Origin of the sequence: Pandoraea norimbergensis (assembly GCF_001465545.3) — a bacterium.
Classification (GTDB): Bacteria; Pseudomonadota; Gammaproteobacteria; order Burkholderiales; family Burkholderiaceae; genus Pandoraea; species Pandoraea norimbergensis.
Genome location: NZ_CP013480.3, coordinates 1,340,021 through 1,367,013 on the forward strand (window position 1 = coordinate 1,340,021; position 26,993 = coordinate 1,367,013).

Consider the following 26,993-nt stretch of genomic DNA (forward strand, 5'->3'; position numbering starts at 1 on the left):
CAGCCAACGAGGTAGCGAAGCATGCAACAGGATCGCAGACATCAAAAGCGCCGGTCAGACCGCAAGACGCAGCGAGATGCGGCCCGTGGGAATGGCCGCAGGGTCGTCGTCATGACGCCGCGAGATGTGTCGAAAAACGCGCTGCAACGATTGGCGTATGCGGCACGGGCAACTCACGTCGGGCCTACGGATCAGCCGGTCAACCGGCCCGCTGCCGGGCGGACGGCGCTGGCAGCACTACCCGCACTATCCGCGCCATCGGCGCTACCGGTGCCACGTAAGCCCGCGGCTGCCGAGCCGCGAAATGTGTCGTCGCCCGGCAGGCTGGCGGGCCTGCGACGTACCCGCGCCTACCGCGCGCGAATGCGCGGCGCCGCGTTGCTCGAAGTGATGTTCATGTCGGCGGTGCTGCTTGCCGGTGCCGGTGGATTTGCTCACTGGCAGGCAGTCGGCGGTGTGCCACAGCAAGCTTCGGCGGTTGCCGACGATGCGCAGCAAAGTGGGGAACTGGCATGAGACGTCTCGTCATGGGTCGCCGCCGGTGCCCCGCCCGCGCATGGCATGCGAGGGGATTTACGCTGCTGGAACTCACGCTCGCGATGCCATTGGGGTTGTTGGTGGTGATGGCCGCCATCGCCATCTATCTCGCCGGCCTCAGGCTCTGGCGCGTGCAAGTCGCGCGGCTGGACGTACAGCAACGGGCCGTCTTTGCGCTGACGCAACTCACGCGTGCCGTCCAAATGGCGGGATATCGCAACTGGGACCCAATGGAAGGCGGTGCGATGCCGCCACTCACAGGCAAGCGTGATTGGGTTTCGCTTCGTGCCGCGGACGAATGCGCGAGCAGCGTTGAGACATGTCCACGCCGGGGCTGGCAGGGGAGCGCACTCATGGAAGTGCAGTACCACGGGGCCGGTGTGAAACCCGGTAACGGAGCGATTCAGAACTGCGGCGGGAAACGCGCGCCAACGACCTTCTACTCGAATGACCGGCACATCAACATCTTCTATGTCGCCAAGGGCGAGGACGGCTCGCCGTCGCTGTTCTGCCGATACAACGACCCGGAAAAAATGCCGTCGAAGCTGAAGCCGGGACAGGTGTTGGTGGCGGGTATCGAGGCGATGTATGTGCGATTGGGGGTGCGTGGTGGTGGCAGTCGCGTTATCGGCGGAGAACGGATGTTCTGGATTGATCCGGTGAAAAGTGCACGAGGAAAGCCTCCGCTCGTGCCGATTGGCATGCGCGATTGGGAAGACGTTGAGGCGGTGGCTTTTTCACTTGTGCTGCGTGGCGCGCCTCGTGCGGGCGCGAAGAAAGGCATCGCACGCGTGGTCGAGGTCTTTGACGCGAAGTCTGGCGGGGGGATGTACAAGCGGCTTTCCGATGCGGGTCAGTTCCACCTGCAAGTGTTTACTGCCATTGCGTATCGACGCAACGACGGCGGCTTTGGCAAGGAGGCCGCGTGGTTGGCGTCTTCCTCATGATGTGGCTGGCGGCGCTCATGACGTTGGCGGCGTCGGGCTCGCATCATCGCCAGTTGTCAGGGCGCTTCGCGGCATACACGAATGATCGGGCGCGCGCGTTTGCGGCGGCAGAGGGCGCGCTTTCCGAGGCGCGGCACTGGCTAACACATGACGCAAATGCGGTGGACATTGCCTCGGCACGAGACGATACCGCTGGCCCGTACGGCATCCTCGCGCCCGAGAACCGTATCGATTGGCCGCTGGATCGCACGCGGCGCTGGCAGACGATGCGCTGGGATAGTCGCGAGGCGACGAATGAATCGACACGCGGACGGTACTTTGTCGAGCGGATCGCTTATGCCCCGGAAGCACTCGCCGTCGCCATCGGCGTTGGTGCCCGAGCGGCCGGATCAATCGTGCCGAGTGAATCTGAGAAGCGGGATGCCTTGCCGCGCCGGTACCGGGTCAGTGCTGTGGGGTATGCCGACCTGCCGGGCACGAACGTGTACTTGCAGGCGATCTATGAGGTCAGGCGTGTGGTGGTCCCGGAGGGTGTTTCCGGCGGGGCCGCGCCCGTATTCACGTCGCGTCGCCTCAACTGGCGAGAGGTGACGGTCTGGCAGCGTTCTTCGCCCGAGGGGCGGAATGACCGGATTGATCGTGGAGGGCGTGGAGGGCGTGGAGGGCGTGGAGAGTGGGGCCGCTGGGGCGGTTGGGGGAGGGGACGATGATCGTAGTCGGCGATCGTACGCTGCGTACGCGCGGCATCACCTTGCTGGAGTGCGTAGTGGTGACGGCCGTGTTGGCGATCGCCATGATGGCGGCCGCGCCGTCGATACAGGCGGTTCGCAATCGGGTGGCGGTCGAGATCACGGCGCGCGCGCTGCTTGCCGCGATCAATACGGCGAAAGCCGAAGCGTTGGGGCGACACCGCCGGGTGACCATCGCCCCTCACGATGGCGAGCAATGGGGCAGCGGCTGGGTGACGTTCATCGACGATAACCTCAACGATCGCCACGACGCCGGCGAGCGATACCTCGCCCGCTACGCCCCGCTACCGGCGGGTGTGGACATCACGACGAGATGGTCGCTCTACCAGCAGCCGGTGGTGGCATTCGAAGAAAACGGATTCATGCGTGTCGAGAAGGGGGGATGGCTGTCGGGAAACATCGAGATCAGCGGCCACGAACGGTGCATTCGCATCACCTTCAACGCTTACGGGCGGCCACGCGTGGCGATGGCGTGCGACGTGTGAGTTCGGCGATGGTGTGAAAACACATCGGCCGACGCACGAAGCGTCGGCCGACAGGTTCAAAGCATGGGAGATGAAAGGACGAGCGCGCTAAGGACGAACGTGCTACGGCCGAGCGTACTAAATGAGCGGCGGTGCGCCGCCATCGTTCGCGCCGGGCTTGGTGGTACGTGTCGCAGTCGCCCCCCCGGCCGCATTCGATTGCCCGGTGGTAGCTGCCGGTGATGAGGCGCCATCGGTGGTACCGCCCGGCGTCTGCGATTGCTGCCACATCTTGAAGCCTTGATAGGCCAGCACACCGAGGCCGCCCCACTTGAGGCCACGGCGTACGACGCGCCCGACCGGCGTATGCGACAAACCGGTCAGTGCAAGGGAGGCAACGGAGCTGACGAGCGGGTAACGCTCAAGCAGGCCGCCGAGCTTGAGGCCTGAACCGGCGAGCCCGCCAAGGCCACCGAGGCCGCTGAGCTTCGATAGGCCGCCGGGCAGCAGATAGCGCATCCAGCGGAAATTGCGCAGGCGTTCGCGGGTGTTGTGCGTTACCTGAATCAACTCGGCGCGTTCGACGGCGATACGGGTGAGTACCAGTTCCTTGCGAATCGCCAGCAGGTCGTGACGCGAGCGCCGCGAGGGGCGCTGGCGCCGGGTGCGATTGGGTTCTAGCGGCACGGGGCGGTCTCCTTCAGTCCGGACGCAGCGCGTCGCGGTCCTTTTCGAACTCGGCCAGCGTGGCCTCGAACGGCATCGGGGCATCGCGCAGGATGTTGCGTGCGCGCACTGCGCACCACAAGGCGAGCAGCAGATACACGATGAAAATACCGGTCATCGCCTGGAGACGATACGTGTCCCAGAACACCACGATGACCAGGGCGGTCAGCGAGACGAGCGAGAGAACGCCAAAGAGCATCGCGGCAAGGCCAAGGAAGGCCACACCCATCAGGCGCTCTTTTTCCTCGGTGAGTTCGATGCCGATCAGTTCGATGCGCGACTGGACGATCTCGAGCAACGCGCCGGCGATACGCCGCAGCGAGGGCCGCGGCGGGGTCGTGCGATCATTGTCGGTCATGGGCTGGACTCGGCGGGCCGCCCGAACCTTCGCGCGATGGCGCTGGGTCAGGCGAGCTCCGCTTCAGACTGAATGGGCGAATAGTGAATAGCGGGTAGCTAGTCAGCGGTGCTGTGAACCGTTCGCGCCGGCAAGCGCCGACGCGGCACTGACTGGCAAGCGCTTACTTGCGGTTGAGCAGCAGGCCGATCACCACGCCGATACCGGCGGCGATGCCCACGGCTTGCCACGGATGATCGTGCACGTAGTCGTCGGTCACGCGGGCCGCTTGCTTGCTCTTTTCCACCACGACGACTTGCACGTCGGAGGCTTTTTCCTTCGCTTGCTTGAGCAGCGCCAGGGCCTTGTCGCTCAGCTCGGATGCCCGTTCGCCGGTCGTGTTCGCGGCTTGCTTGAGCAGGTCTTCGGCGTCAGCCAATACGGTTTTGATGTCCGTCATGAACTTCTCCTTGTTGGTATGCACTTGCGACAAAGTCGTCACCTGATTGCCTTGGGAGTCAATGCAAAAAGGGCTAAGGTTGGATATGGGGGTTATCGTAACGCTTTCAACGTGTCGTTGCCAGAAAACAACAACCGTTGCGGCGCTATATTTCCAATTCTTATTTGCAACCAATTTTTTATTCGTTCTTGCAAAGCTTAGCATCCTTTAGTCTTTACCCCACTCAGTTGAAGGATCTCAAGGAGACCGTAAATGACTTTGCGTTTGGGTGACATCGCTCCCGACTTCGAGCAGGATTCGTCGGTTGGCACTATCAAGTTTCACGAATACCTCGGCAATGGCTGGGGCGTTCTGTTCTCCCACCCGGCCGACTACACGCCGGTGTGCACGACCGAACTGGGTCTGACCGCCAAACTGAAAGGCGAGTTCGAAAAGCGTAACGTCAAGGCCATCGCTCTGTCGGTGGACGATGCTGAGTCGCACAAGGGCTGGATCAGCGACATCAACGAAACGCAGAACACCTCGGTCAACTTCCCGATCTTGGCTGACGCTGACCGCAAGGTTTCGCAGCTGTATGACATGATCCATCCGAACGCCAGCGAAACCGTGACGGTGCGCTCGCTGTTCGTGATCGATCCGAAGAAGAAGGTGCGTCTGATCATCACCTACCCGGCAAGCACGGGCCGCAACTTCGACGAAATCCTGCGCGTTATCGACTCGCTGCAACTGACCGACAACTACTCGGTCGCCACCCCGGGCAACTGGAAAGATGGCGAAGACGTGGTGATCGTGCCGTCGCTCAAGGACGAAGCCGTGCTCAAGGAAAAATTCCCGAAGGGCTACAAGGCCGTACGTCCGTACCTGCGTCTGACGCCGCAGCCGAACAAGTAATCGGCCGTGCGCAACCGGTAGCGGTGCCACCGGCGGACACAAAAAAGCCAGCTCGAGAGAGCTGGCTTTTTGTTTTGCATGGGGATCTTCCACCGGCTTCTTGCCCGGCCATGCAGTCCACGCCATACCTTGCCCGCCACTTGCCTTTCAGTCGGCATGACGGCTTGTCGGGTACGCGCCGTTGCTCGGGGGATTGACGGCCCGCAACACGCGGCCTGAGAACGACGCGTACCCGACAAGCCGGGCAAAGCGCGAACCGCATGCACGTCGCGTGCGGTTCGCGCTTTTGATCCTGCGAGAGGATCGGCAGACGATCAGAAGAACGCCTGAATACCCGTTTGGGCGCGGCCCAGAATCAGCGCGTGGATATCGTGGGTGCCTTCGTACGTGTTGACCACTTCGAGGTTCACGAGGTGACGCGCGATGCCGAATTCGTCCGAGATGCCGTTGCCACCGAGCATGTCACGGGCGAGACGCGCCACGTCGAGGGCCTTGCCGCACGAGTTGCGCTTCATGATCGAGGTGATCTCGACCGCGGCCGTGCCGTCGTCCTTCATGCGACCCAGACGCAGACAGCCTTGCAGGCCTAGCGTGATTTCGGTCTGCATATCGGCGAGCTTCTTCTGAATCAATTGGTTGGCAGCGAGCGGGCGGCCAAACTGCTGACGGTCGAGCACGTATTGACGTGCCGTGTGCCAGCAATATTCGGCGGCACCCAGGGCACCCCAGGCGATACCGTAGCGCGCCGAGTTCAGACAGGTGAACGGACCCTTCAGCCCCGAGACACCCGGCATCAGGTTTTCTTCCGGCACGAACACCTGATCCAGCACGATTTCGCCGGTGATCGACGCGCGCAAACCCACCTTGCCGTGGATCGCGGGTGCCGACAGACCCTTCCAGCCCTTTTCCAGAATAAAGCCGCGAATCTTTTCTTCACCGTTCTCGTCGGCGAGCTTCGCCCACACGACGAAGACGTCGGCGATCGGCGAGTTGGTGATCCACATCTTGCTGCCGCTCAGCTCAAAGCCGCCCGCGACCTTCTTCGCGCGGGTGATCATGCCGGCCGGGTCCGAGCCATGGTTCGGTTCGGTCAGGCCGAAGCAGCCGATCCACTCGCCGCTGGCCAGCTTCGGCAGGTACTTCTGCTTCTGCGCTTCGCTGCCGAACTCATAGATCGGCACCATCACGAGCGACGACTGCACCGACATCATCGAGCGGTAACCCGAGTCGACACGCTCCACTTCACGCGCGATCAGACCGTACGCCACGTAGCTCAGGCCGGGGCCGCCATACTCTTCGGGAATCGTCGGGCCGAGCAGGCCGATCTCACCCATTTCGCGGAAGATCGCGGCGTCGGTGCGTTCGTGACGGAATGCCTCGAGCACGCGCGGCATGAGCTTGTCGTTCGAGTACGCCGCAGCGGCGTCACGAATCATGCGCTCGTCGCTGGTGAGCTGTGCGTCGAGCAACAGCGGATCTTCCCAATGAAATTGTGCGTTGCCTGCCATGACCTATCTCCTCCGATGTCCTCGAAAAACAGTCTCGCGACCTGTGTCGATTCAGCGAGTTTGCGGAAATCGACGTCTTGACGAAAGTTCCGCAATGCGGAACAATGTTCTGAAATCGAAGTTAGTTTAACACTAAAGTTTTTTGTCGGGCAACGGCTGGTGCGTGCACCGGCCGTCCTTTATTTCTTGACGCGGAGTGTGCGATGGCTGTGGTCAAAACGTCTTTGTCTGCCTTTGCCGGGGCGCCGGCGCATGGTGTGCCGCCGTCGCATGATGAGCGCAAGTTCGTGACGGCGCTCGCGCGGGGTCTTGAACTACTGCGGGCCTTCGGTCCCGACGACGCATTGCTCGGCAACCGCGACTTTGCGGCGCGCACCGGGTTGCCAAAGGCGACCGTGAGCCGTCTGGCTTACACGCTCACCGAACTGGGATATCTGCGTTACGACGTCGATCTCGGCAAATATGCACTCGACGCCGGTGTGCTGGCACTCGGTTACGCCTTCCTAAACGGCACCGACATGTTGACGCTCGCACGTCCCCACATGCGCGCGCTGGCGAAGGAAATGGGGTGTTCGATTTCACTCGGCTGTCGCGAGGGGCTCGACATGATGTATCTCGAAACCATCCGCAGCGACGCCGCGCATCTCACGCTGGGGCTGACGGCAGGCTCGCGCCTGTCCATGCTGACGAGTTCGATGGGGCGCGTCTACCTCGCGGTGATGACGCCGACCGAGCGCGAGACGATGCTAGCCGACCTGCACGATGCCTACGACACCAACCCGGCAGCGCTGCGCAATATCGGCTGGGCTGCGCTGGAGGCGAGCGTGGAGAAGGGGCTGGAGTCGTACAAGCGCGAAGGCTGCTGCTACTCGTTTCGCGAGTGGCACGAGGGGGTGAATGCGGTGGCGGTCCCGCTGCGCGACGTGCGGCAAAACCGGTGGCTGGCCATCAGTTGCAGCGGTCCGTCGTCATCGATTCCCGACGCGATGTTCCGCGACGAAATCGGCCCGCGATTGAAGCAACTGGCGGCGCGCCTGACAGGGCAGGCGTAATTCGCAAATCGCCACATCACCAAATCGCCAAATCGCCAAATCGCCAAATCGCCACATCACCAAATCACCAAATCACCAAATCACCAAATCACCAAATCACCAAATCGCCAAATCGCCACGGCCCGGACGTCAGACAGCACGATCCGGGCCGTCGATAAAACAATGCCGGCAGCAACGCCACCGGCATCAACAACTTCACAGCCGCATTACAACAACTTCACGGCAACTTCACAGCAACGTACGCACGTGCCAAAGCTCTGGGAACAGCACCACATCGAGCATCTTGCGCAGATAAGGTGCACCGTTCGTGCCCCCCGTCCCTTGCTTGAAGCCGATGATGCGCTCGACGGTCGTCACGTGCCGGAAGCGCCACTGACGGAACGCATCTTCGAGATCGACCAGTTCCTCGGCCATCTCGTACAGTTCCCAGTGCTGTGACGGGTTTCGATAGACCTCAAGCCAAGCCGCCTCCACGCTCTCGTCGTGTGGCGTCGGCGACGTCCAGTCGCGATCGAGCCGCTCCGGTGAAATCGCAAAGCCGCGACGCGCCAGCAATCGCACCACTTCGTCGTAGAACGACGGCGCGTTCAGTGCCGCTTCCACTAGCTTGAACAAGTCCGGCCGATGCTCGTGAGGCTTGAGCATCGCCGCGTTCTTGTTGCCCAGCATGAACTCGAGAATGCGGTACTGGTACGACTGGAAGCCTGATGAGCTACCCAGCGACGGACGCATCGACGAATACTCCGACGGCGTCATCGTCGCGAGCACGCTCCACGCCTGCACCAACTGCTCAAGAATGCGCGACACACGAGCGAGCATCTTGAACGCAGGCGGCAGCGCGTCGTTGTGTACCGCCGTGCGCGCAGCCTGCAACTCGTAGAGCGCCAGCTTCATCCACAACTCGCTCGTCTGATGCTGAATGATGAACAGCATCTCGTTGTGATCGGTCGAGCGTGGATGTTGCGCATTGAGGATCGGATCGAGCGACAGATAGTCGCCGTAGCTCATGCTCTTCGAAAAATCGAGCTTGGCGTCGTGCCATTGCGAGTCACCGGCCGATCCAGCCGCCGAGGTCGCAGCAGCACTGCCCGCCGCCGGTGTATCGGCCGATGCGCCGTGTCCGAACGGGCACCCGCCCTGCGGCGCATCAGGCGCTTGTGGCGCCTTGCCCGGGAGGTCATGCACGTTGCTGGCGGGGGTAGAGGTCTTTGTCATGCGTACTGCTCCTGCTTAGGTCACCGTGCCACGGCGATGGAATTCGGGCTTGTCCCACGAACCGGTGGTGAGCACGTCGCGCAGAATCTCGACCGAGTCCCACACGTCGGCAAAGCTCGTGTACAGCGGCGTCATACCGAAGCGCATGATGCGCGGCTCGCGGTAGTCACCGATCACGCCACGGGCGATCAGGGCCTGAATCACGGCAAAACCTTCCGGATGCTCGAAGCTCACCTGCGAGCCGCGGTCGGCGTGGTTACGCGGCGTCACCAGCGTGAGCGGGAACTCGGCGCAACGTTCTTCCACCAGTTTGATGAACAGGTCGGTGAGGGCCAGCGACTTGCGGCGCAGGGCATCCATCGACGTTTGCGCAAAGATATCCAGACCGCATTGCACGAGGGCGAGCGAAACGATCGGCTGCGTGCCGCAGAGGTAACGGCCGATGCCGTCGTCCGGCGTGTATTCCGGTGTCATGGCAAACGGCGTGCGGTGACCCCACCAGCCCGACAGCGGTTGCCAGAACGTGTCCTGATGACGCTTGTTCACCCACACGAATGCGGGCGAGCCCGGGCCGCCGTTCAGATACTTGTACGTGCAACCCACCGCATAGTCGGCGTTCGCGCCGTTCAGGTCGACAGGCACAGCACCGGCCGAGTGGCACAGGTCCCACACGGCGAGTGCGCCAGCGGCGTGAATCTCGGCCGTGCGAGCCGCCATGTCGTACATCGCGCCCGTGCGGTAGTTCACGTGCGTGAGCAGCACCACGGCCACATCGTCGCCCAACGCGCCTGCCAGCTCGGCGGGCGAGTCGATCAGGCGCAGCGAATAGCCGTCGTCGAGCAGGCGCGTGAGGCCTTGCACGATGTACAGATCGGTCGGGAAGTTGCTGCGCTCGGAGACGACCACCTTGCGTTGCGGTGCGCGCGTGCGTTGCGCGTCGAGCGCAGCAGCCATCACCTTGAAGAGGTTGCTCGACGTCGTGTCGGTCACCACCACTTCACCCTTGCCTGCGCCGACGATCGGTGCCATGGCATCGCCCAGCGTGCGCGGCAGCGCAAACCAGTTGGCATCGTTCCAGCTGCGAATCAGGCCGTTGCCCCATTCACCGGTAATCACTTCTTGCGCGCGCTTGGCCGAGGCGATCGGACGCGCACCGAGTGAGTTGCCATCGAGATAGATCACGCCCTGCGGCAGGTCGAATTGCGCGCGCAGCGGGGCAAGCGGATCGGCCGCGTCGAGGGCCAAACAGTCATTGCGGGAAGACGTCATGGTGTCAGGTAATGAATAAAGACAATGCGTTAAAAATCGAAAAGGTTTGTGAAGTGCAAGGTCATCGTCACCACGCTCGGCGGGTTCGCCGCGTGACGACGATGTCCTTCGTACGGCCCGCGTCAGTCCTTCATTTCATCCGTTTGAGAAGGACCGCGCGTGGCTCTGTGTGTGTTTGTCAGGTGTTTCAGGTAAGCGAGCGCAAGACCGCGCGTACGGGGCTCGCATCCAGTCGCATGAACTTGAGCGGCAGCGCAATCAATTCGTAATCGGCCGGGGCAATCGCATCGAGCACGAGCCCTTCGAGAATCGCCATGCGATGTGCGCGAATGCGATGGTGCGCGTCCATCGTTTTGCTTTCCTGCGGATCGAGCGACGGCGTATCGATGCCGACGAGCTTCACACCGTGCGAGGCGAGCAGATCGATCGTTTCGGCCGCGACGGCGCAAAACGCGCTGTCCCAATGAGACACGGGCGCTTGTTGGTAAGTCCGCAGCAGCACGCGCGGCGGCACGTCTACCAGTTGGCCCGCAACCATGTCGGGCGTGACCACCGGCGATGCGCCGAGGCAATGAATCACGCGGCACGGCCCCAAATAGGTGTCCAGCGCCACTTCACCGATGCACGCACCGTCCTCGTCGTAATGACGCGGGGCATCGGCATGCGCGCCCGTGTGCGGCGACAAGGTGATGCGTCCGACATTGACGGGGCACCCGGGGCCGATCTGCCACACCGCTTCTTCCGAAAACGGCGTGTCGCCCGGCCAGACCGGTGTGTCGGCCGAGAGCGGAGGGCTGATATCCCACACGCGACGTGTGTCGGTGCGGTGGTTGTGAGGTGCGGTCATGGCCTTGCTCAAATACAAGATTCGATACAGGGCATCTTAGAAGAATTCGTGTTGCAAGTGCTTGCGTATTCGCTGGCCGCGGTGACCGAATTCGCCGCCGTACAAACGCTTTTGTGGATTATTCGGCAGAAAATTCGACAATATCGCGATGTGGTCGAATTTATAACGAATGACGCCCGGTTGTTTGGGAAGGCGCTGTGTCAGATCCGGAACGGACCCAAGCAGAAGAATGTTGTGGCTTGAGCGAGGCGCAGACGGAAGCGTCAGCGTGCCATTTCGTCGATGAGCCGGCGCAGCGTGTCCTTGAGTTGCGACGACTGCTCGGCGCCGAAGCGTGCGAGCACACCGGCTTCATGGCGGCGCGCACTGACCAGCAGCGGCGCAACGCGCGCGCGACCTGCGTCGGTCAGCGAGACGAGCGACTGGCGACGGTCGGTCGGGCTTTCGCCGCGCACCACGTCGCCGGTCGCCTCTAGCCGGTCGATGACCTTGGTCACCGTCGGCTGTTTGGCGAGCACGATATCTGCCAGTTGGTTGATGGTGCGCGCCTGCCCGTCGGAGAGCGTGGCCAATACGCGCCACTCCGATACCCCCAAGCCAGCCGCCGCGACTTCACGATGAAACTCATCGGAGACGAGCGCACTCGCGCGGGCGAGCAGATACGCCAGATAGTCGTCGACAAACGGCACGCCGGCTCCCATGACCCGCACTACCCGAGCGACTGCGGCTTGTGGAAGCCACCGGCGTGGAAGACGAGCGGCATGCGATTGGCCACATCGGCGTGTACCCCGCAACGCTCCACTTCACCCACGAAGATGACATGATCGCCTTCGTCGTAGCGGCTGCGGTTATGGCACTCGAACCACGCGAGCGCCCCGTCGAGCACCGGCGTGCCCGACGCCGAGAGCGTGTACGGCACACCCGCGAAGCGATCGCCCTTCATCGTGGCAAAGCGCTGGCAGATGTCGAGTTGATCGGCCGCCAGTACATTCACGGCGTAGTGCGAGTTCTCGCGAAACACCGGCATGCTGCCCGCGCGCGTGGCGAGGCTCCACAGAATGAGCGGCGGCGTCAGCGACACCGAATTGAAGGAGCTTGCCGTAATACCGATGAGCGAGCCGTCGTCGGCGCGCGTGGTAATGACCGTGACGCCCGTGGCAAATTGCCCGAGTGCCTGGCGAAAGGCGGCGTTGTCGAAATCTGGCGCCGTGGCGCGTTTGGCGTTCACTGTCCCTGCACTCCCGTCGGGCAAATTTGATCGGGTTGATTTGTATGAATATTCATATACTATGGCACGAACAACAGATCGACAAGACGCGTGACGGCCGACGATGTGCCACGGAGCATGGGCCCCTGGCAAGCGGGAGGTCAGACGCTCAGGAGACGATATGCTGATCGAGCGAATCGAGCATAAGTGGATCGACGTATTTGCCGAGACCTTGCGGCGCTGCGACATACAACCCGGTGATGTGGTGGCGATTGTAGCTGAAACGCAATCCCGGCCTGTCAATGTGGAATTAGCCGAACTCGCCGCGCAGGCGCTCGGCGCGAGGCCTTTCCGACTGGTCGTACCGAGCCCGCGCGTGAGTGCGCCGGTGCCTGTGCGCTCCACCGGCGCCAGCGATGCACTGGGGCAGCTTGCCCCTGTCGTGGCGGCCCTCAAGGGGGCAGCGCTGGTCGTCGACTGCACTGTGGAAGGGCTGCTGCACGCCCCCGAACTGCCCGAGATTCTGGGTGGCGGCGCGCGCGTGCTGATGGTCTCGAACGAACACCCCGAAATTCTGGAACGCTGCGCCACCGACCCGGCCCTTGAGCCGAAAGTGCGCGCCGCGATCAAGCGTTTGCGCAGTGCAGCAGAAATGCACGTCACCTCGAACGCCGGTACCGATTTGCGCATCAGTTTGCGTGACGCACGCGTCGGCGGCGTCTGGGGCTGGTGTGCCAAACCGGGGCAGGTCGCGCACTGGCCGGGTGGTCTCGCGCTGGCATTCCCCGCCGCGCACAGCGTCAACGGCCAACTCGTGCTGGCACCTGGCGACATCAATCTCACGTTCAAACAGTACTTGCGCGACCGCATTGCGCTCACGGTCGAGGACGATTACGTCGTCGAGATCGAGGGCGAAGGCGTCGACGTCGATCTCATGCGCGAGTACTTCGCCGCGTGGGGCGACCGTGACGCCTATGCGGTGTCGCATGTCGGTTTCGGTTTGAACCAACGCGCCCGCTGGGATGCGCTCGCCTGTTACGACAAGCGCGACTGCAACGGCACCGAGCAACGCGCTTTCGCCGGTAACTTCCTCTATTCGACCGGCGCGAATGAGGTGGCAGGGCGTCATACGCTGGGTCACTTTGACCTGCCGTTGCGCCGCTGCACCATTGCGCTCGACGGCGACGTCGTCGTACGCGACGGGCTGCTGCAAGGCGAGTTCGCATGACGGCCGCCAGCACACCGACGCCCGCCTTCGGATCAGCGGGCGATGGCCCTCTGACGCTGGTGCTGCTGCACGGCATTGGCGGCAATCGCAACGTCTGGCCGTCGCAATTCGACACCTTTACCCGCGACGGGCATCGCGTCGTTGCTTGGGACATGCCCGGCTACGGCGAGAGCCCGATGCCCGCAACCGCCACGATGGCGGCGCTGGCCGACAGCCTGCGCGCCTTGCTCGATACGTTGACAGCGTCAGGTGCCTCGCGCTTCGTGCTCGTCGGGCACAGCATGGGCGGCATGGTGGCGCAGGAATTGATGGCGCGCGGCGAACCGTTCACGCACGACGTGGCGGCGCTGGTGCTCTGTGGCACATCGCCCGCGTTCGGCAAACCGGACGGTGACTTTCAGCGTGAGTTCGTGCGTCAGCGCACCGCGCCGCTCGATGCGGGCAAAACACTGCGCCAGATGGCCGAAGCCATCGTGCCCGGCATGCTGGGCGAGCCTGACGACGCGACACGTGCAAGCGCCCACGCCATTGCCGTGGACGCCATGGGCGCACTCACGCCCGACGCGTATCGCGCGGCGTTGCAGGCGCTCGTCGGTTTTGAGCAACGTTCGGCGCTCGCGCGTCTCACCGTGCCGGTACTGCTCATTGCCGGCGAACACGACACGAATGCCCCGCCGAAGGTGATGGCGCGCATGGCGGAATCGATTGCCAATGCACGCTACGTTTGCCTGCCCGGCGCGGGCCATCTGATGAATCTGACGCATGCGGCGCCGTTCGACGCCGAAGTGCGCGCTTTCCTCGCAACACTCTAGGAGACAACCGTGGCCTATCAGCCCCCTTCGATCGTCGGCGAACACTATCCGCTCACCGACAAGCAACGTCGTCTGCTGGCGCTCGCCGAGCAGGTGGGACGCGAGTCGCTCGCGCCGCGCGCCGCCCGCTGGGACCGTGAAGCCACGTTCCCGTTCGAGAACTACGACGACATGCGCGCCGCCGGGCTGCTCAAGCTCTGCATTCCCGAAGCGCACGGCGGGCTGGGGGCAGACTTCGCCACGTACATGATGGTGTCGGCAGAACTCGGCCGTCACTGCGGTGCCACCGCGCTCACGTTCAACATGCATACGTGCTCGATGATGTGGACCGGCATTCTGGCCGACGATCTCGACATGACCGAGGAACAGCGCGTCGAACACGCCCGCTATCGCGAGCATCATTTCGCGCGCGTGACGAAAGACGGTGCGGTCTACGCACAACCGTTCTCCGAAGGCAGCGCGGCCGCCGCAGGCAAGGCCCCGTTCGGCACCACGGCCACCAAGGTCGATGGCGGCTGGATGATCAACGGGCGCAAGATCTTCGCGTCGCTCTCGGGCGCTGCCAACTATTACGGTGTGCTTTGTACCGAAGACAAGCCCGAGTTGTCGATGAAGGACACGATGTACATCGCCGTGCCGGGCGACGCGCCGGGCGTGACGGTCACCGGTGACTGGGACCCGCTGGGCATGCGCGGCACAGTCTCGCGCACGCTGTTGTTCAAAGACGTGTTCGTGGCGGACGAGCTGCAACTGATGCCGCGCGGTGTCTACTATCAGGCGGCGAGCCGCTGGCCGCACATGTTCATGACGCTCGCGCCCACTTACATGGGCATCGCGCAGGCGGCCTATGATTTCACCGTGAAATACCTGCGCGGCGAAGCCGAGGGCATGGGTGCACCGATCAAGCGCCGGATGTATCCGACCAAGCAGATCGCGGTGGCGCAGATGCACATCATGCTGGAGCAGACGCGCGCGCTTTTCCTGCGCGCGTTGCAGGACGGCCGCGCCGACCCGGGCAAGGAAGCGCGCCTGCGTGCCTACGCTGCGCAATACACGATCATGGAGAACGCTAACGAGATGTGCCGTCTGGCGATTCGCACGTGCGGCGGGCAGTCGATGCTCAAGACGCTGCCGCTCGAACGGATGTATCGCGACTCGCGTTGCGGCGCGCTGATGCTGCCGTGGACGGCCGAACTCTGCCTCGATCGCATCGGGCGTGAAGCGCTTTACGAACCGGGCGAACGCGACGAATAAGCCGCACGAACAAGTTGCACCAATAAGTCGCACCAAAAAGCGGCACTGTGCAAGCTGAAACACCTCTTGTCACGGAGGACAAGTTGACGCCTTTTGTAGAAGCGCTTGCCCGTCACGCGCGCGCCACGCCCGAGCGGCTGGCGCTGCGTTGCGGTGTGGGACAGCAGGCTGAAGAAACCGACTACGCCGCCCTGTGGCGACGCATCGAGCGTGTGGGCGGACATCTGCGCGAGACATGGCGTATCGCCCCGGGAGATCGCATTGCGTGCCTCGGTCTCAACGACGAATTGCAGATCGCGCTGCTGTTTGCGTGTGCGCGCGCCGGTGCGATCTTTCTGCCGCTGAACTTCCGGCTCGCAGTGCCGGAACTTGCTGCCATCGTGCGTCACGCGGGCGTGCGCGTGCTGTGGTTCGACGCCGAGCATCGCAACGCGGCGCGCGAGATTCGCGACGCGCTCGAACAAGAGGCCATCACCGATCTGCCGCCACCGGCCATTGCGCCGATCGAAGGCTTGATCGCCGTGCCTTCGATCAAGCCGGTGGTGTATCCCGACGTCGCGCCGGATGCACCTGTGCTGCTGGCTTACACGTCGGGCACAACCGGCGAGCCGAAAGGCGCTTTGCATACGCAGGCGGGCCTGCTCGCCAACGCCGAAGCCAGTTGGTGGGCGCACGACATGCGCGCCGACGATCACGTGTTGTCGACGCTGCCGATGTTTCACGTCGGGGGACTTTGCATTCAGACGTTGCCGGCGTTGCTGCGCGGGGCGAGTGTCACGTTGCACCCGCGCTTCGATCCGGCGGCATGGCTTTCCGATGTGGCGTCGCAGCGACCCACACTCTCGTTGATGGTCCCCGCCACCATGCGCGCGGTGCAACTGCATCCGGCGTGGCTGACGACCGATCTGTCGTCGCTGCGCGGTGTCATGGCCGGCTCGTCCGTGGTGCCGCTATCGGCGATCGACGCGTTTCACACGCGCGGCATTCCGCTGGGGCAGGTGTATGGCGCGACCGAGACCGGTCCGGTGTCGATTGCACTGCGCTTCGGCGAAGCGAAGGACCATCCGGGAGCCGTGGGCCGTGCGTGTCCGGCGGTGGAAGTGCGATTGGCCGATACCACGGGCAACGAGGTCGCGCCGGGCGAGGTCGGCGAAATTCTCATCCGCGCCCCGAACGTGATGCGCGAATACTGGCGTGCCCCGCAACATGCGTCGTTCGTCGAGGGCTGGTTCCGCTCGGGAGACCTGGCGCGCTTACGCGAGGACGGCTGCTTCGAAGTGGTCGGGCGCAGCAAGGACATGATCATCTCGGGCGGCGAGAACATCTATCCGGCGGAAATCGAAAACGCACTGGTGGATTGCCCGGGCGTACTCGAAGCGGCTGTGGTGGGCGTGGCCGACGAGCGTTGGGGAGAGGTGCCGGTCGCCGCCATCGTCGCTGCACCGGCGGCGGGTTCGTCGGCCGAAGTGACGCCGCAGGCCGTGCTCGATTACCTCGGCACACGCATCGCACGCTTCAAGTTGCCTCGCCGGGTGGTGATACTCGACACATTGCCGAAAAGTGCGCTTGGGAAAGTGCAAAAACCGATTCTCACTGCGTGGCTATCGAAACCGGAGGACGGGCAAATCCCAACTGTCAGTCGATAATCAGAGGACTTCTTCAAATTACTCTGTAAAACGCCAAACCCCTTGTGAATCAAGGGGTTTGGCGTTTTTGCTTGTGTCGCTTACGCAATGCATAAGGGAAAATCCCTATGAGTAAATTCCCATTTTGTTACCATCCCGTGGGAATTTGATTTTTTACTTTGGGAATTTCCTCGCAAGATACGCCCATGTCGTCATCGGCGTTCAACCCCGCCGATTTTTTTGCTTTTTTCTGGTTTTAGGACGATGGACACCACCGAAGCTCACTCGGTCTCCGAACGCGTTTTACAGGTCCTCGTGACCGTAGCGCGTCACGGACGCCCGATCGCGGCACGCGAGATCGCCGCGCAGACGAGCCTGCCGCTCTCCACGGTTTACCGCCACCTCGTACCCCTGAAGAAATGGGGGCTGGTGCAGGAACACGCCCATGAGGCGTTGTATGAACCGGGTCCGGTCGGCGTGCAACTGGCGTGGGGTTTCGACCACAACTCGCATCTTGTCACGCAGGCGCGTGAAGAAATCGACGCCCTTGTGCAGCGCACCGGCGAGACCGTCGGCCTGCTGGTCGCCGCCAACGGTCAGGTGGTCTGCCTCGACATGCACGAGAGCGAGCAATCGCTGCGTTGCTCGTTCGCGAAGGGCCGCGCCCATCCGCTGGTGCACGGCGCCTCGGCCAAGGCCTTGCTCTCCTTCCTGCCGCAAGCGACCCGCGAAACCCTGATCGGCCGTCAGTTGGCTGGCCAGCCGGTCGCACAGGAGCGTCTGATTGCGCAGGTCGAAGAGATTCGCAAGCAGCGTTATGCGGTGTCCGAGAGCGAAGTGGATTTCGGCGTCTGGGGCGTGTCGGCCCCGGTGTTTGCCGCCAAAGAACGCCTGGAGGGCACCATCACGCTGATGGCGCCGGCCGTGCGCGTGGCTCAGCGCCACGAAGAGCTGATCCGCCTGACCGTGGCGGCAGCCGAGCGTATTTCGAACCGATTGCAATATTTTTAACCGGTTACCCGACCGAGACTACACGAGGAGTACCAGATGAAATTGCGTCACATTCTGTTCACGATGGCGCTGGCCGTCACGTGTTCGAGCAAGGTTTTTGCCGCTGACGACGTGCTGCGTGTCGCCACCGATGCCACCTTCCCGCCGTTCGAATACGTGGAAAACGGTAAGCGCACCGGCTTCGACGTGGAAATGATCGAAGCACTCGGCAAGGCCATGGGCAAGAAGGTCGAATGGACCGACATCGACTTCAAGGGTCTGATTCCGGCACTGCAATCGAAGCGCGTCGATGTGGCCGCCTCGGCCATCTACATCACCGACGAGCGCCTGAAGGTCGTGAACTTCACGCACCCGTACTACACCGGCGGTCTGGCCATCATGGTCAAGGCTGACAACAACACCATCAAAGAGCCGGCCGATCTGAACGGCAAGAAGGTGTCGGTGCAGGTGGGCACGAAGTCGGTGCAGTTCCTGACGGAAAACTATCCGAAGGTGCAGCGCGTGGAAGTCGAGAAGAACCAGGAAATGTTCAACCTGGTGGAAATCGGCCGTGCTGACGCTGCCGTGACCGGCAAGCCGGCGGCGCTGCTGTACGCCAAGGCACGTCCGGGCGTGAAGGTGCTCGACAAGACGCTGACGATCGAGCGTTACGGTTTTGCCGTGCGCAAGAGCGACACCGAGCTGACCAACGAAATGAACCAGGCGCTGGAAAAGATTCGTGCCGACGGCACCTACGCCGCACTGGTGACCAAGTACTTCGGCACGTCGAAGTAAGTTCGCAAGCCGCTATGACCTGAGACCGGGCGGATATGTTGTCCGGTCGCAGGTTGGCGGTGGCAAGTAAGTCGCAATAAAGCAGTAGAGTAACTGACGGAGTACGCATGGAACTCGATTTTTCGCCGGTGTGGGCAAACTGGCAGGACCTCGCGCACGGCGCGCTCGTTACCGTCGAGGTAACTGTCTGCGCGCTGGCCTTGGGCTGCGTGTTGGGCTTGCTGGTCGGCATGGGGCGCCTGAATCCGGCGCATCGCATCCGCTACGGCATCTGCACCATTTACGTCACGTTCATTCGTGGCACGCCGCTGCTGGTGCAGCTCTTTATCCTGTTCTTCGGCCTGCCGCAGTTCAACATTCTGCTGCCGGCGTTCCTGTGCGGTGTGCTGGGTCTGGGCATTTATAGCGGTGCCTACGTCTCGGAAATCGTGCGGGGCGCCATCCAGTCGATCGAGCGCGGCCAGATGGAAGCTGCCCGCTCGCTCGGTATGCCCTACGGCATGGCCATGCGCTCGGTGATTCTGCCGCAAGCGATCGTGCGCATGATTCCGCCGCTGGGTAACGAATTCATCGCGTTGATCAAGAACTCGGCACTCGTGTCGTTGCTCACCATTCACGACGTGATGCACGAAGGCCAGAAGATCATCAGCGTGTCGTACCGCTCGCTGGAAGTGTATCTGGCGATTGCGTTTGTTTATCTGATTCTGACCGGTGCCACCACGCTGCTGTTGCAGCGCGCCGAGAAGTCCCTGCGTGCCGGAGGTGCCGTGCAATGAGCAATGTGAAGAAAGACATCGGCGCGCCGATTCTCAAGATCGAAGGGCTGGGCAAGGCCTACGGCAGCCATCAGGTGCTCAAGGGCATCGACTTCGAAGTCGATGCACGTCAGGTGGTCGTGGTCATCGGGCCGAGCGGCTCGGGCAAGAGCACGTTCCTGCGCTGCTGCAACGGGCTGGAGACGGCCGAGCAGGGCACCATCGAGATCGTCGGCAAGAAGCTTGTCGATCACGGCAAGATGATGAACGAGAACGCGCTCAACGAACTGCGCACCGAAGTGGGCATGGTGTTCCAGTCGTTCAACCTGTTCCCGCATCTGACGGTGCTCGAGAACGTCACGCTGGCACCGAAGAAGCTGCGCGGCATGAAGGGCGCGGAAGCCGAGAAGCTGGCGCGCGAGTTGCTCGCCAAAGTGGGGCTCGCCGCCAAGGCCGACGTGTTCCCGGGCACGCTCTCGGGCGGTCAGAAACAGCGCGTGGCCATTGCGCGTGCGCTGGCCATGCAGCCGCAGGTCATGCTCTTCGACGAGCCGACGTCGGCGCTCGATCCGGAACTCGTGGGTGAAGTGCTGCAAGTGATGAAGGCGCTCGCCAACGACGGCATGACCATGCTGGTCGTGACGCACGAAATGGGGTTCGCTCGCGAAGTGGCCGATGTGGTCGTCGTGATGGATCAGGGCCGCATCATCGAAGCGGGCGCGCCCGAACAGATTTTCACCGCACCGCATGAAGCGCGTACGCGTGAGTTTCTGCAAGCAGTTATCGCACGGTAAGGGCAAGGCAGGTACACGTATGACAATCGATCGAACGGTGTGGCAAGGCCGTGTGGATACTGGCGAGGCCGGTCACACGCTGCGTCTGCATCAGGTGCTTCGCGACTACGATGCGGCGCAGGTTGCAGGCGGCGCTGTCGTCCTGGGTTTTTGCAGTGACGAAGGCGTGCGCCGCAATCACGGGCGTCAGGGCGCGGTAGCTGGCCCCGACATGCTGCGCCGGGCGTTGGCGAGCCTGCCCGTGCAGGGCACGCCGGCCGTGTTCGACGGCGGCAACATCGTGTGCGCCGACGACCGGCTCGAAGCGGCGCAAGCCGCTCTCGGCCATCGCGTGGCCGAAGTGCTGGCCGCGGGCGCGCGTCCGGTGGTGCTCGGCGGCGGTCACGAAATCGCCTACGGTACGTTCCTGGGCATCGCCGAACACTTCGGCGACCGCCTGCGCGACGAGCCGATCCTGATCCTCAATTTCGACGCGCACTTCGACTTGCGCGCACAGCCGACGGCTAGCTCGGGGACGCCGTTCTGGCAGATCTCGCAGCTGCTCGCCGGGCGTCAGGCGCCGTTCCATTACGCGTGTCTCGGCGTGAGCCGGTACAGCAACACCGACGCACTGTTCGAACGTGCGAAGGCGCTGGATGTCGACTTCTGGCTCGATTCGGAAATGCTGGCGCATCGTCTGCCGGAAATGTGCGAACGGCTCGAGAAGAAGCTCGCCCGCGTGAGCCACGTCTATCTGACCATCGACATGGATGTATTGCCGGGCGAGAAGGCCCCGGGCGTGTCGGCACCGGCGGCGCACGGCGTGGCGTTCGAAGTGGTCGAGACGCTCATCGGTGTGGTCCGCCGTTCGGGCAAACTGCGTGTGGCCGATATTGCCGAGTACAACCCGACGTACGACCGCGATGGATTGACGGCGCGTGTGGGTGCGCGTCTGCTGCACCCGCTGATCACGCAATTGGAAGGCTGAGCCAAGGCCGAGTGCCTCGCGGGACGGAAAGCACGAAGGGAAGCAGGACGGAAAACCGAATGCACGGTTGCGTGCGGGAGACGATGGGCGAGAAGGGTTATTTGCGCCAATCGCGGAATTTCTGCGCGACAATAGGGCGGGCGATCGATGGTGATCGCCCGCCCTATTTGTTTGGTGCGTTTTTTGGTGCGCTGCCGCAAAATTCCCCGGATTTCGCGGGTCGCGCGCCGTCCGAAGTCGACAAGCGAGGTCACGATGACAGAGCAGACGAATTCCCCCAACGATGCCCACACCGAAGTCGCCACCTTGGCCGGTGGTTGTTTTTGGTGTCTCGAGGCTTGTTACCAGCAGCTCGACGGCGTGAAGCGCGTCGTCTCAGGGTATGAGGGCGGTCAGGTCGATAACCCGAGTTACGAGCAGGTTTGCGAAGGCGATACCGGCCACGCCGAGGTGGTGCGCCTGACTTACGATCCGGACATCGTCAGCTATGAAGAATTGCTGATCGTGTTCTTCTCGATTCACGATCCGACCACGCTGAACCGGCAGGGCAACGACGTCGGCACGCAATATCGTTCGGCGATCTTCTATCACGACGAAAAGCAGAAGCAGGTCGCCGAGCATCTGATCGCCGAGTTGATGGCCGAGATGACCTATCCGGCACCGATCGTCACGCAGGTCGTTGCCGAAGAGACGTTCTGGCCGGCGGAGGCGTATCACCAGAACTACTTCGTTCAGCATCCCGATCAGGGCTACTGCGCGTATGTTGTCGCCCCGAAACTCAAGAAATTCCGCGAGAAGTTCTCGCGCCGCTTGAAGGCTGCTTGAAGGCCGCTTGAAGGCCGCTTGAACGTAAGCGCCGGACTCGCACGTGAGACAGATACCGAGCTCACGTGCGGCGTCGCGTGCCGCGCTTACGCATCGGCGGCGTTCAGAGAACGGCGCAGCGCAGACCGGCCCTCGGCATCGTCTGCGCATCCGCCATCGCCAGTGATTCGGTATCACGGCGTTGATGGCATGTCGCGAGATGGTGCGTGAAATCGGAAATTTGCAGCATCGCCGGCGTGATCTTTGTCTCCCTGTTTTCCCGTGCACCGTGCCCTGCCATCCCCGCGGCCCCGTAATGGAAGTCGATGATGGCCGCGTGAGCGCTCGCGACATCGCGCCGATACTCGTTGGGGGTATCGAGAAACATAAGCTCGCTGGCACCGAAGTCCAACAGCTCCGCCTCGCTGGGCACCCCCTCACTGACCGAGAAGACGCCGCTCGCCACCGCGTGCGCGCCTACGTCATAGCGTAATGCGTTGATGGTACCCGGCGCGTAATCGGGTTCGTCGCGCAGTAGCGACAGCAGACCGATCTGGCCGATGACCCGTTCAAGCGAAGTGGCATCTCCTTGCGGATGCAGCGTGAGAATCGTCGCCAGCATCTCGCGCAGTTGGGCGTTGCCCGGCACGCAGGCGTTCGGGCAACCGTCTCGTGGCGTCAACAATTCCATCAATGCGTTTCGAACATAGCGGTCGACTGGCACCGGCTTGCACTCGACGACACCGAGCCGGAAGCGATCGATCGCCCCGAGGGACAGCGACGGCCCCGGGGGCCGGGCCGGTAGTGCATTGGTCATTGCGCGCAGGTCGGTGGCCACACGGGGCGATTCGACCGAACGCAGGCCGAGGCTGGAGGGTTCGCCTGGCAGGGGAAGGGCGGGAGCGAGGGCGTAGGAAGGTGGGCAAAGCGTTGGGGTGGCGACTGCAAGACTCGGCATGTAACGCGATCTCCGGAGAGTTGAAAAGGATTGAGACGGAGCAGGGAGCTGGCGGGATTGAGTCTCATCCCACCACGTTCACTGGCATTCCCTCGGCTTCGGCGAACAGAATCAGGCAGTGTTCCCCCACGTCCAGCGCGTGACCGTAGGCGGCGTCGAAGCTTTCGAAAATGAAGGCTTCTCGGGCGTCGGCGACCTGTTGCGTCACGATTTCGAACCGATGGTGATCGAACCGGATATCGAGATACGTATCGCTCTCATGAAACCAGACGACGTAGCCGCCGAACGGCAGCGAGGCCGGTGGCTCGCGCACCGTTGCCGTGCCGGGCGTGGCGGTGCCGGGCGCCTCCTGCGCCAAACGTGCATTGGGCGGCTGCGCGTCGAGCCAGCGCTGATAGTCTTCACGAAAGGGCCGATCCGTCATGGGCGTATCTCCTTGGGAATGACAATGGCGCCTGTGAGGCGCCGGGGCGATGGTGCGATAAGTGACGTCCGCCGGTTGTTGCGAACGGGCTTGTCTTTGCCGAATTTGCGTCGGGTCGGGCGCGCAACCGGCATCGAGAGAGGCCCCTTCGACGGCGCGAGGCGCACGATCATCGGGACGTGTTGATAGTGCCTTCCCGGGCCGGGCGGTAGTGCAAGGGACTTCCGAAAACGGTCTAGGACAACACCTCGATCCAGCAAATTCGCCAATCCCCAGACGATTTCCACTGAAAACCCGCGCCGATACTAAACGTTCATATCTTCATTATTTTTCGCATAGAATGACGCTTCCCCTCATGAAGTCTTCAGGTAGTTAGCCGTGCGCCCCCTGCCTTTTCGCGATGCGTTGATGGCCATGATTGGCATCGCGCTCGTCAACATGCTGGTCGCTCTTGACCAGACCGTTGTCAGTACTGCCCTCCCGTCCATCGTCGCCGAACTCAAGGGTTTCGAGTATTACGCCTGGATCGCCAGCATTTATTTGCTCGCGTCCGTCGTGACCGTGCCGGTTTTCGGGCGGCTGGGCGACTATTTCGGCCGTCGCCAGTTCGTCATTGCCTCCGTGGTCACCTTTACGGCGGCCTCGGTGCTGTGCGGTCTGGCGCCCAATATGCCGTTCCTGATCTTCGCGCGCGCGTTGCAGGGCCTCGGCGGCGGGATGATGGTCGGCACGGCGTTCGCGTCAGTGCCCGATCTCTTTCCCGATGCGCGTTCGCGCGTGCGCTGGCAGGTGGTGATCACCACGGCGTATGGCATCGGCACGGCGGCCGGCCCCTCATTGGGCGGTTTGCTCTCCGAGCACTTCGGCTGGCGCTCGACCTTCTTCATCAACCTGCCGGTCGGCCTCGCTGCGCTGTATTTCGTGTGGCGATATCTGCCGAAATTCCCGTCGGTGCACAAGGGCGACGTCCGCGTCGACTGGCGCGGTGCGCTCTGGATCGCGGTCGTGTTGGGTGGTTTTCAGGTGTTCATCGAGAACGTGCCGGCGCATGGCGCGTCGCTCACGAATCTGTTGCTCATCGTGGCGGTGGTCGTCGGTTTTTGGGTGTTGTTGCGCACCGAGCGTCGTGCCACGCACCCGATCGTGCCGCTCGACATGTTCCGGCACCCGCAACTGGTGGTGCTTTTCACGCTATCCGTGCTGATCGGCTTCGTGATGTACTCCCTGATCTTCTTCGCCCCGCTGCTGCTGCAAGGCGGCTTTGGCCTGAGTCCGCAAACGGCCGGGCTCATCGCTACGCCGATTGCCGCGTGCATTGCGCTGGGCAGCTTCATCAACACGCCCATCGTGGTACGCCTGTCGCGCCCGACCAACATGTTGATCCTCGGCTTCTGCCTGCTGGCCGTCGCCTCGGCCGGTGTGGGGCTGGCGCATCGTGAAACCTCGCACGCCGTGCTCGCGCTGATGATGGCGTTCGCGGGCATCGGCATCGGTTTCATCCTGAACAACATGAACGTGTTCGGGCAGGAGATCGCCGGGCGCGAGCGCTTCGGCATCACTACCGCGCTGCTTCAGTCGACACGCATGGTCGGCGGCATGCTCGGCACGACCATCGTCGGCACGCTCGTCAACCACTGGTACGCGAGCGGCGTGGCCGGTGCGGTGTCGGCCTATGACGGCACCCCGGCGTCGCATGCGGTGGCACGTGCCCTCGACCCGCGCATTCTGATCGACCAGGCACTGCGCGGCGACCTGCTCACCGACCTGCGTGCCATGGGGATCGACGGCATGCCGCTGGTCGAAACTGCCCGCCAGACGCTGGTCAACGCCGTGCACGCCGGCGTGCTGCTCACCGGTGTCGCGGCGATCATTGCCGCGCTGCTGGTGCGCCGCATCCGCCAGATCCAGTTTCCGAAGCGGCTCGACCGGTCGGCGGTCGTCGCGCCGGAATAAAGCGATAGCGGGACGACAACACGTCTGCAACGCCTCGGATTTTTCCGAGAACACCCCGGGCGCAAGGCTGAAAACCGAAGCGCCTTGCGGGGAAATGGCCGCCAAAATGCCGAGGGCGCGTCGACCTCGTTTACAATGCGCGGTGTTTGCCGGTATGCGGCATCACCGAATTTTGTGAACGAGGTTTCCATGATCATCAAGCCACGCGTGCGCGGCTTCATCTGCGTCACCACCCATCCCGTTGGCTGCGAAGCCAACGTCAAGCAACAGATCGAGTACGTGAAGGCCCAGGGCCCGATCGCCAACGGCCCGAAGAAGGTACTTGTACTCGGCGCTTCTACCGGTTACGGTCTGGCCGCCCGCATCACCGCCGCGTTCGGTTGCGACGCCGCCACGCTCGGCGTCTTCTTCGAGCGCGCCGGCTCCGACACGAAACCGGCAACGCCGGGTTGGTACAACACGGCGGCGTTCGACAAGTTCGCCACCGAAAAGGGGCTGTACGCCAAGAGCATCAACGGCGATGCGTTCTCCAAGGACATCAAGGCCAAGACCATCGAGACGATCAAGAACGATCTCGGTCAGGTCGATCTGGTCGTCTACAGTCTCGCTGCACCGCGCCGCATCCACCCGGAAACGGGGCAGGTCTTCAATTCCGTGCTCAAGCCCATCGGCAAATCGGTGACGCTGCGCGGTATCGATACCGACAAGGAAGTGGTCAAGGAATCGGTGCTCGAACCCGCGTCGCAGGAAGAGATCGACAACACTGTGGCCGTCATGGGCGGTGAAGACTGGCAAATGTGGATCGACGCGCTGGCCGACGCCGGTGTGCTCGCCCCGGGCGCCAAGACCACGGCATTCACGTATCTCGGCGAGAAGATCACGCACGACATCTACTGGAATGGCTCGATCGGTGCCGCCAAGCGCGATCTCGACGACAAGGTACTGAACATTCGCGCCAAGCTCGCCGCCAACGGTGGCGACGCTCGCGTCGCCGTGCTCAAGGCGCTGGTCACGCAGGCCAGTTCCGCGATTCCGATGATGCCGCTGTACCTGTCGCTGCTGTTCAAGGTGATGAAGGAACAGGGCACGCACGAAGGCTGTATCGAGCAGATCTACGGTCTGTACAAGGACAGCCTTTACAACGCCTCGCCGTTGCTCGACGCCGATGGCCGCGTGCGTACCGATCAGAAGGAACTGTCGCCGGAAGTGCAGACGGCCGTGATGGCGCTGTGGGACAAGGTGACCAACGACAATCTGTACGAACTGACCGATTTCGCAGGCTACAAGCAGGAATTCCTGCGCTTGTTCGGCTTCGAGATCGATGGTGTGGACTACGACGCCGATGTGAATCCGGACGTGCAGATCCCGCATCTGGTCGCATAAGTTGACCCGGTAAGCTTCACAAGGTTGTGCGACGAGGGCCTG

Annotated in this window: 30 protein-coding genes; 19 read left to right on the plus strand and 11 right to left on the minus strand. The window is 62.8% G+C overall.

Annotated features, from left to right (window positions below):
- Nucleotides 1-111 precede the first annotated feature (111 nt).
- From AT302_RS27500 to AT302_RS06080, 4 genes are read left to right on the plus strand one after another with little or no spacing between them, the layout of a single operon-like run.
- Entirely contained in the window at nt 112-516 is a 405-nt protein-coding gene (locus AT302_RS27500; RefSeq protein ID WP_157125700.1) for a hypothetical protein, read from the plus strand.
- On the plus strand, nt 513-1,484 hold the full coding sequence (locus AT302_RS06070) for a PilW family protein (protein ID WP_084656042.1): 972 nt from the start codon (nt 513-515) through the stop codon (nt 1,482-1,484). Before AT302_RS27500 ends, AT302_RS06070 begins: the two co-directional genes overlap by 4 nt.
- Nucleotides 1,463-2,194 carry a hypothetical protein gene (locus tag AT302_RS06075; RefSeq protein ID WP_157125701.1) on the plus strand — a complete coding sequence of 244 codons (732 nt, stop codon included), beginning with the start codon at nt 1,463-1,465 and terminating at the stop codon, nt 2,192-2,194. Before AT302_RS06070 ends, AT302_RS06075 begins: the two co-directional genes overlap by 22 nt.
- Nucleotides 2,191-2,718, plus strand: coding sequence for a GspH/FimT family pseudopilin (locus AT302_RS06080; protein WP_058377665.1), 528 nt, complete (start codon nt 2,191-2,193; stop codon nt 2,716-2,718). The genes AT302_RS06075 and AT302_RS06080 overlap by 4 nt, the downstream gene beginning before the upstream one ends.
- A gap of 117 nt (nt 2,719-2,835) precedes the next feature.
- On the opposite strand, the gene AT302_RS06085 is transcribed toward AT302_RS06080, so the two are convergent.
- From AT302_RS06085 to AT302_RS06095, 3 genes are all read right to left on the minus strand, one after another.
- The gene (locus tag AT302_RS06085) at nt 2,836-3,384 is read right to left on the minus strand and encodes a DUF3318 domain-containing protein (protein ID WP_058377666.1); all 549 of its coding nucleotides are present in this window, start codon (nt 3,382-3,384) and stop codon (nt 2,836-2,838) included.
- Nucleotides 3,385-3,397: 13 nt separating this feature from the next.
- Complete coding sequence (locus AT302_RS06090) at nt 3,398-3,781, minus strand: phage holin family protein (protein WP_058377667.1); 384 nt, start codon at nt 3,779-3,781, stop codon at nt 3,398-3,400.
- 163 nt (nt 3,782-3,944) lie between these two features.
- Nucleotides 3,945-4,220 carry a DUF883 family protein gene (locus AT302_RS06095; protein ID WP_087691578.1) on the minus strand — a complete coding sequence of 92 codons (276 nt, stop codon included), beginning with the start codon at nt 4,218-4,220 and terminating at the stop codon, nt 3,945-3,947.
- A gap of 252 nt (nt 4,221-4,472) precedes the next feature.
- On the opposite strand from AT302_RS06095, the gene AT302_RS06100 reads away from it, so the two are divergent.
- The gene (locus tag AT302_RS06100; RefSeq protein WP_058377668.1) at nt 4,473-5,111 is read left to right on the plus strand and encodes a peroxiredoxin; all 639 of its coding nucleotides are present in this window, start codon (nt 4,473-4,475) and stop codon (nt 5,109-5,111) included.
- A gap of 314 nt (nt 5,112-5,425) precedes the next feature.
- Here the strand turns inward: AT302_RS06100 and AT302_RS06105 are convergent, their stop codons facing one another.
- Nucleotides 5,426-6,619, minus strand: coding sequence for an acyl-CoA dehydrogenase (locus tag AT302_RS06105; RefSeq protein ID WP_058377669.1), 1,194 nt, complete (start codon nt 6,617-6,619; stop codon nt 5,426-5,428).
- A gap of 203 nt (nt 6,620-6,822) precedes the next feature.
- On the opposite strand from AT302_RS06105, the gene AT302_RS06110 reads away from it, so the two are divergent.
- On the plus strand, nt 6,823-7,671 hold the full coding sequence (locus AT302_RS06110) for an IclR family transcriptional regulator (RefSeq protein ID WP_237172083.1): 849 nt from the start codon (nt 6,823-6,825) through the stop codon (nt 7,669-7,671).
- Between the two features lie 228 nt (nt 7,672-7,899).
- On the opposite strand, the gene kynA is transcribed toward AT302_RS06110, so the two are convergent.
- From kynA to kynB, 3 genes are all read right to left on the minus strand, one after another.
- Nucleotides 7,900-8,886, minus strand: a complete 987-nt coding sequence (gene kynA / locus AT302_RS06115; RefSeq protein WP_058377670.1) for a tryptophan 2,3-dioxygenase — start codon at nt 8,884-8,886, stop codon at nt 7,900-7,902.
- Nucleotides 8,887-8,901: 15 nt separating this feature from the next.
- A complete protein-coding gene (kynU, locus tag AT302_RS06120; RefSeq protein WP_058377671.1) occupies nt 8,902-10,155 on the minus strand; it encodes a kynureninase in 1,254 nt (417 codons plus the stop codon).
- Between the two features lie 187 nt (nt 10,156-10,342).
- Nucleotides 10,343-11,002, minus strand: a complete 660-nt coding sequence (gene kynB, locus AT302_RS06125) for an arylformamidase (protein WP_058377672.1) — start codon at nt 11,000-11,002, stop codon at nt 10,343-10,345.
- A 48-nt stretch (nt 11,003-11,050) separates the two neighbouring features.
- Between kynB and AT302_RS06130 the strand changes: the two genes are divergently transcribed.
- The gene (locus tag AT302_RS06130; RefSeq protein ID WP_157125703.1) at nt 11,051-11,245 is read left to right on the plus strand and encodes a hypothetical protein; all 195 of its coding nucleotides are present in this window, start codon (nt 11,051-11,053) and stop codon (nt 11,243-11,245) included.
- A 20-nt stretch (nt 11,246-11,265) separates the two neighbouring features.
- Here AT302_RS06130 and AT302_RS06135 read toward each other — a convergent pair whose 3' ends face one another.
- A complete protein-coding gene (locus tag AT302_RS06135) occupies nt 11,266-11,703 on the minus strand; it encodes a MarR family winged helix-turn-helix transcriptional regulator (RefSeq protein WP_058377674.1) in 438 nt (145 codons plus the stop codon).
- Between the two features lie 8 nt (nt 11,704-11,711).
- Entirely contained in the window at nt 11,712-12,230 is a 519-nt protein-coding gene (locus AT302_RS06140; RefSeq protein WP_058377675.1) for a flavin reductase family protein, read from the minus strand.
- A 160-nt stretch (nt 12,231-12,390) separates the two neighbouring features.
- Here AT302_RS06140 and AT302_RS06145 point away from each other — a divergent pair, with 160 nt between their 5' ends.
- From AT302_RS06145 to msrA, 10 genes are all read left to right on the plus strand, one after another.
- Nucleotides 12,391-13,437: a M29 family metallopeptidase gene (locus tag AT302_RS06145; RefSeq protein ID WP_058377676.1), complete on the plus strand. Its 1,047-nt coding sequence runs from the start codon at nt 12,391-12,393 to the stop codon at nt 13,435-13,437.
- On the plus strand, nt 13,434-14,249 hold the full coding sequence (locus tag AT302_RS06150; protein ID WP_058377677.1) for an alpha/beta fold hydrolase: 816 nt from the start codon (nt 13,434-13,436) through the stop codon (nt 14,247-14,249). Before AT302_RS06145 ends, AT302_RS06150 begins: the two co-directional genes overlap by 4 nt.
- A 9-nt stretch (nt 14,250-14,258) precedes the next feature.
- On the plus strand, nt 14,259-15,503 hold the full coding sequence (locus tag AT302_RS06155) for an acyl-CoA dehydrogenase family protein (RefSeq protein WP_058377678.1): 1,245 nt from the start codon (nt 14,259-14,261) through the stop codon (nt 15,501-15,503).
- An 83-nt stretch (nt 15,504-15,586) separates the two neighbouring features.
- Entirely contained in the window at nt 15,587-17,149 is a 1,563-nt protein-coding gene (locus AT302_RS06160; protein ID WP_058377679.1) for a class I adenylate-forming enzyme family protein, read from the plus strand.
- 243 nt (nt 17,150-17,392) lie between these two features.
- Nucleotides 17,393-18,139: an IclR family transcriptional regulator gene (locus AT302_RS06165; RefSeq protein WP_058377680.1), complete on the plus strand. Its 747-nt coding sequence runs from the start codon at nt 17,393-17,395 to the stop codon at nt 18,137-18,139.
- A gap of 36 nt (nt 18,140-18,175) precedes the next feature.
- A complete protein-coding gene (locus tag AT302_RS06170) occupies nt 18,176-18,913 on the plus strand; it encodes a transporter substrate-binding domain-containing protein (RefSeq protein WP_058377681.1) in 738 nt (245 codons plus the stop codon).
- A gap of 107 nt (nt 18,914-19,020) precedes the next feature.
- Nucleotides 19,021-19,689: an amino acid ABC transporter permease gene (locus tag AT302_RS06175; RefSeq protein WP_058377682.1), complete on the plus strand. Its 669-nt coding sequence runs from the start codon at nt 19,021-19,023 to the stop codon at nt 19,687-19,689.
- Nucleotides 19,686-20,462, plus strand: coding sequence for an amino acid ABC transporter ATP-binding protein (locus AT302_RS06180; protein ID WP_058377683.1), 777 nt, complete (start codon nt 19,686-19,688; stop codon nt 20,460-20,462). The genes AT302_RS06175 and AT302_RS06180 overlap by 4 nt, the downstream gene beginning before the upstream one ends.
- 19 nt (nt 20,463-20,481) lie before the next feature.
- Nucleotides 20,482-21,429, plus strand: coding sequence for a formimidoylglutamase (hutG, locus tag AT302_RS06185; protein ID WP_058377684.1), 948 nt, complete (start codon nt 20,482-20,484; stop codon nt 21,427-21,429).
- Nucleotides 21,430-21,684: 255 nt separating this feature from the next.
- On the plus strand, nt 21,685-22,254 hold the full coding sequence (gene msrA / locus AT302_RS06190) for a peptide-methionine (S)-S-oxide reductase MsrA (protein ID WP_058380133.1): 570 nt from the start codon (nt 21,685-21,687) through the stop codon (nt 22,252-22,254).
- A gap of 103 nt (nt 22,255-22,357) precedes the next feature.
- Here msrA and AT302_RS06195 read toward each other — a convergent pair whose 3' ends face one another.
- Together AT302_RS06195 and AT302_RS06200 are read right to left on the minus strand one after the other, a co-directional pair.
- On the minus strand, nt 22,358-23,071 hold the full coding sequence (locus AT302_RS06195; RefSeq protein WP_058377685.1) for a hypothetical protein: 714 nt from the start codon (nt 23,069-23,071) through the stop codon (nt 22,358-22,360).
- A gap of 184 nt (nt 23,072-23,255) precedes the next feature.
- On the minus strand, nt 23,256-23,615 hold the full coding sequence (locus AT302_RS06200; RefSeq protein ID WP_058377686.1) for a hypothetical protein: 360 nt from the start codon (nt 23,613-23,615) through the stop codon (nt 23,256-23,258).
- A 414-nt stretch (nt 23,616-24,029) separates the two neighbouring features.
- Here AT302_RS06200 and AT302_RS06205 point away from each other — a divergent pair, with 414 nt between their 5' ends.
- Nucleotides 24,030-25,568: an MFS transporter gene (locus AT302_RS06205; protein ID WP_058380134.1), complete on the plus strand. Its 1,539-nt coding sequence runs from the start codon at nt 24,030-24,032 to the stop codon at nt 25,566-25,568.
- 189 nt (nt 25,569-25,757) lie between these two features.
- A complete protein-coding gene (fabV, locus tag AT302_RS06210; RefSeq protein WP_058377687.1) occupies nt 25,758-26,951 on the plus strand; it encodes an enoyl-ACP reductase FabV in 1,194 nt (397 codons plus the stop codon).
- The last annotated feature ends 42 nt before the right edge of the window (nt 26,952-26,993 follow it).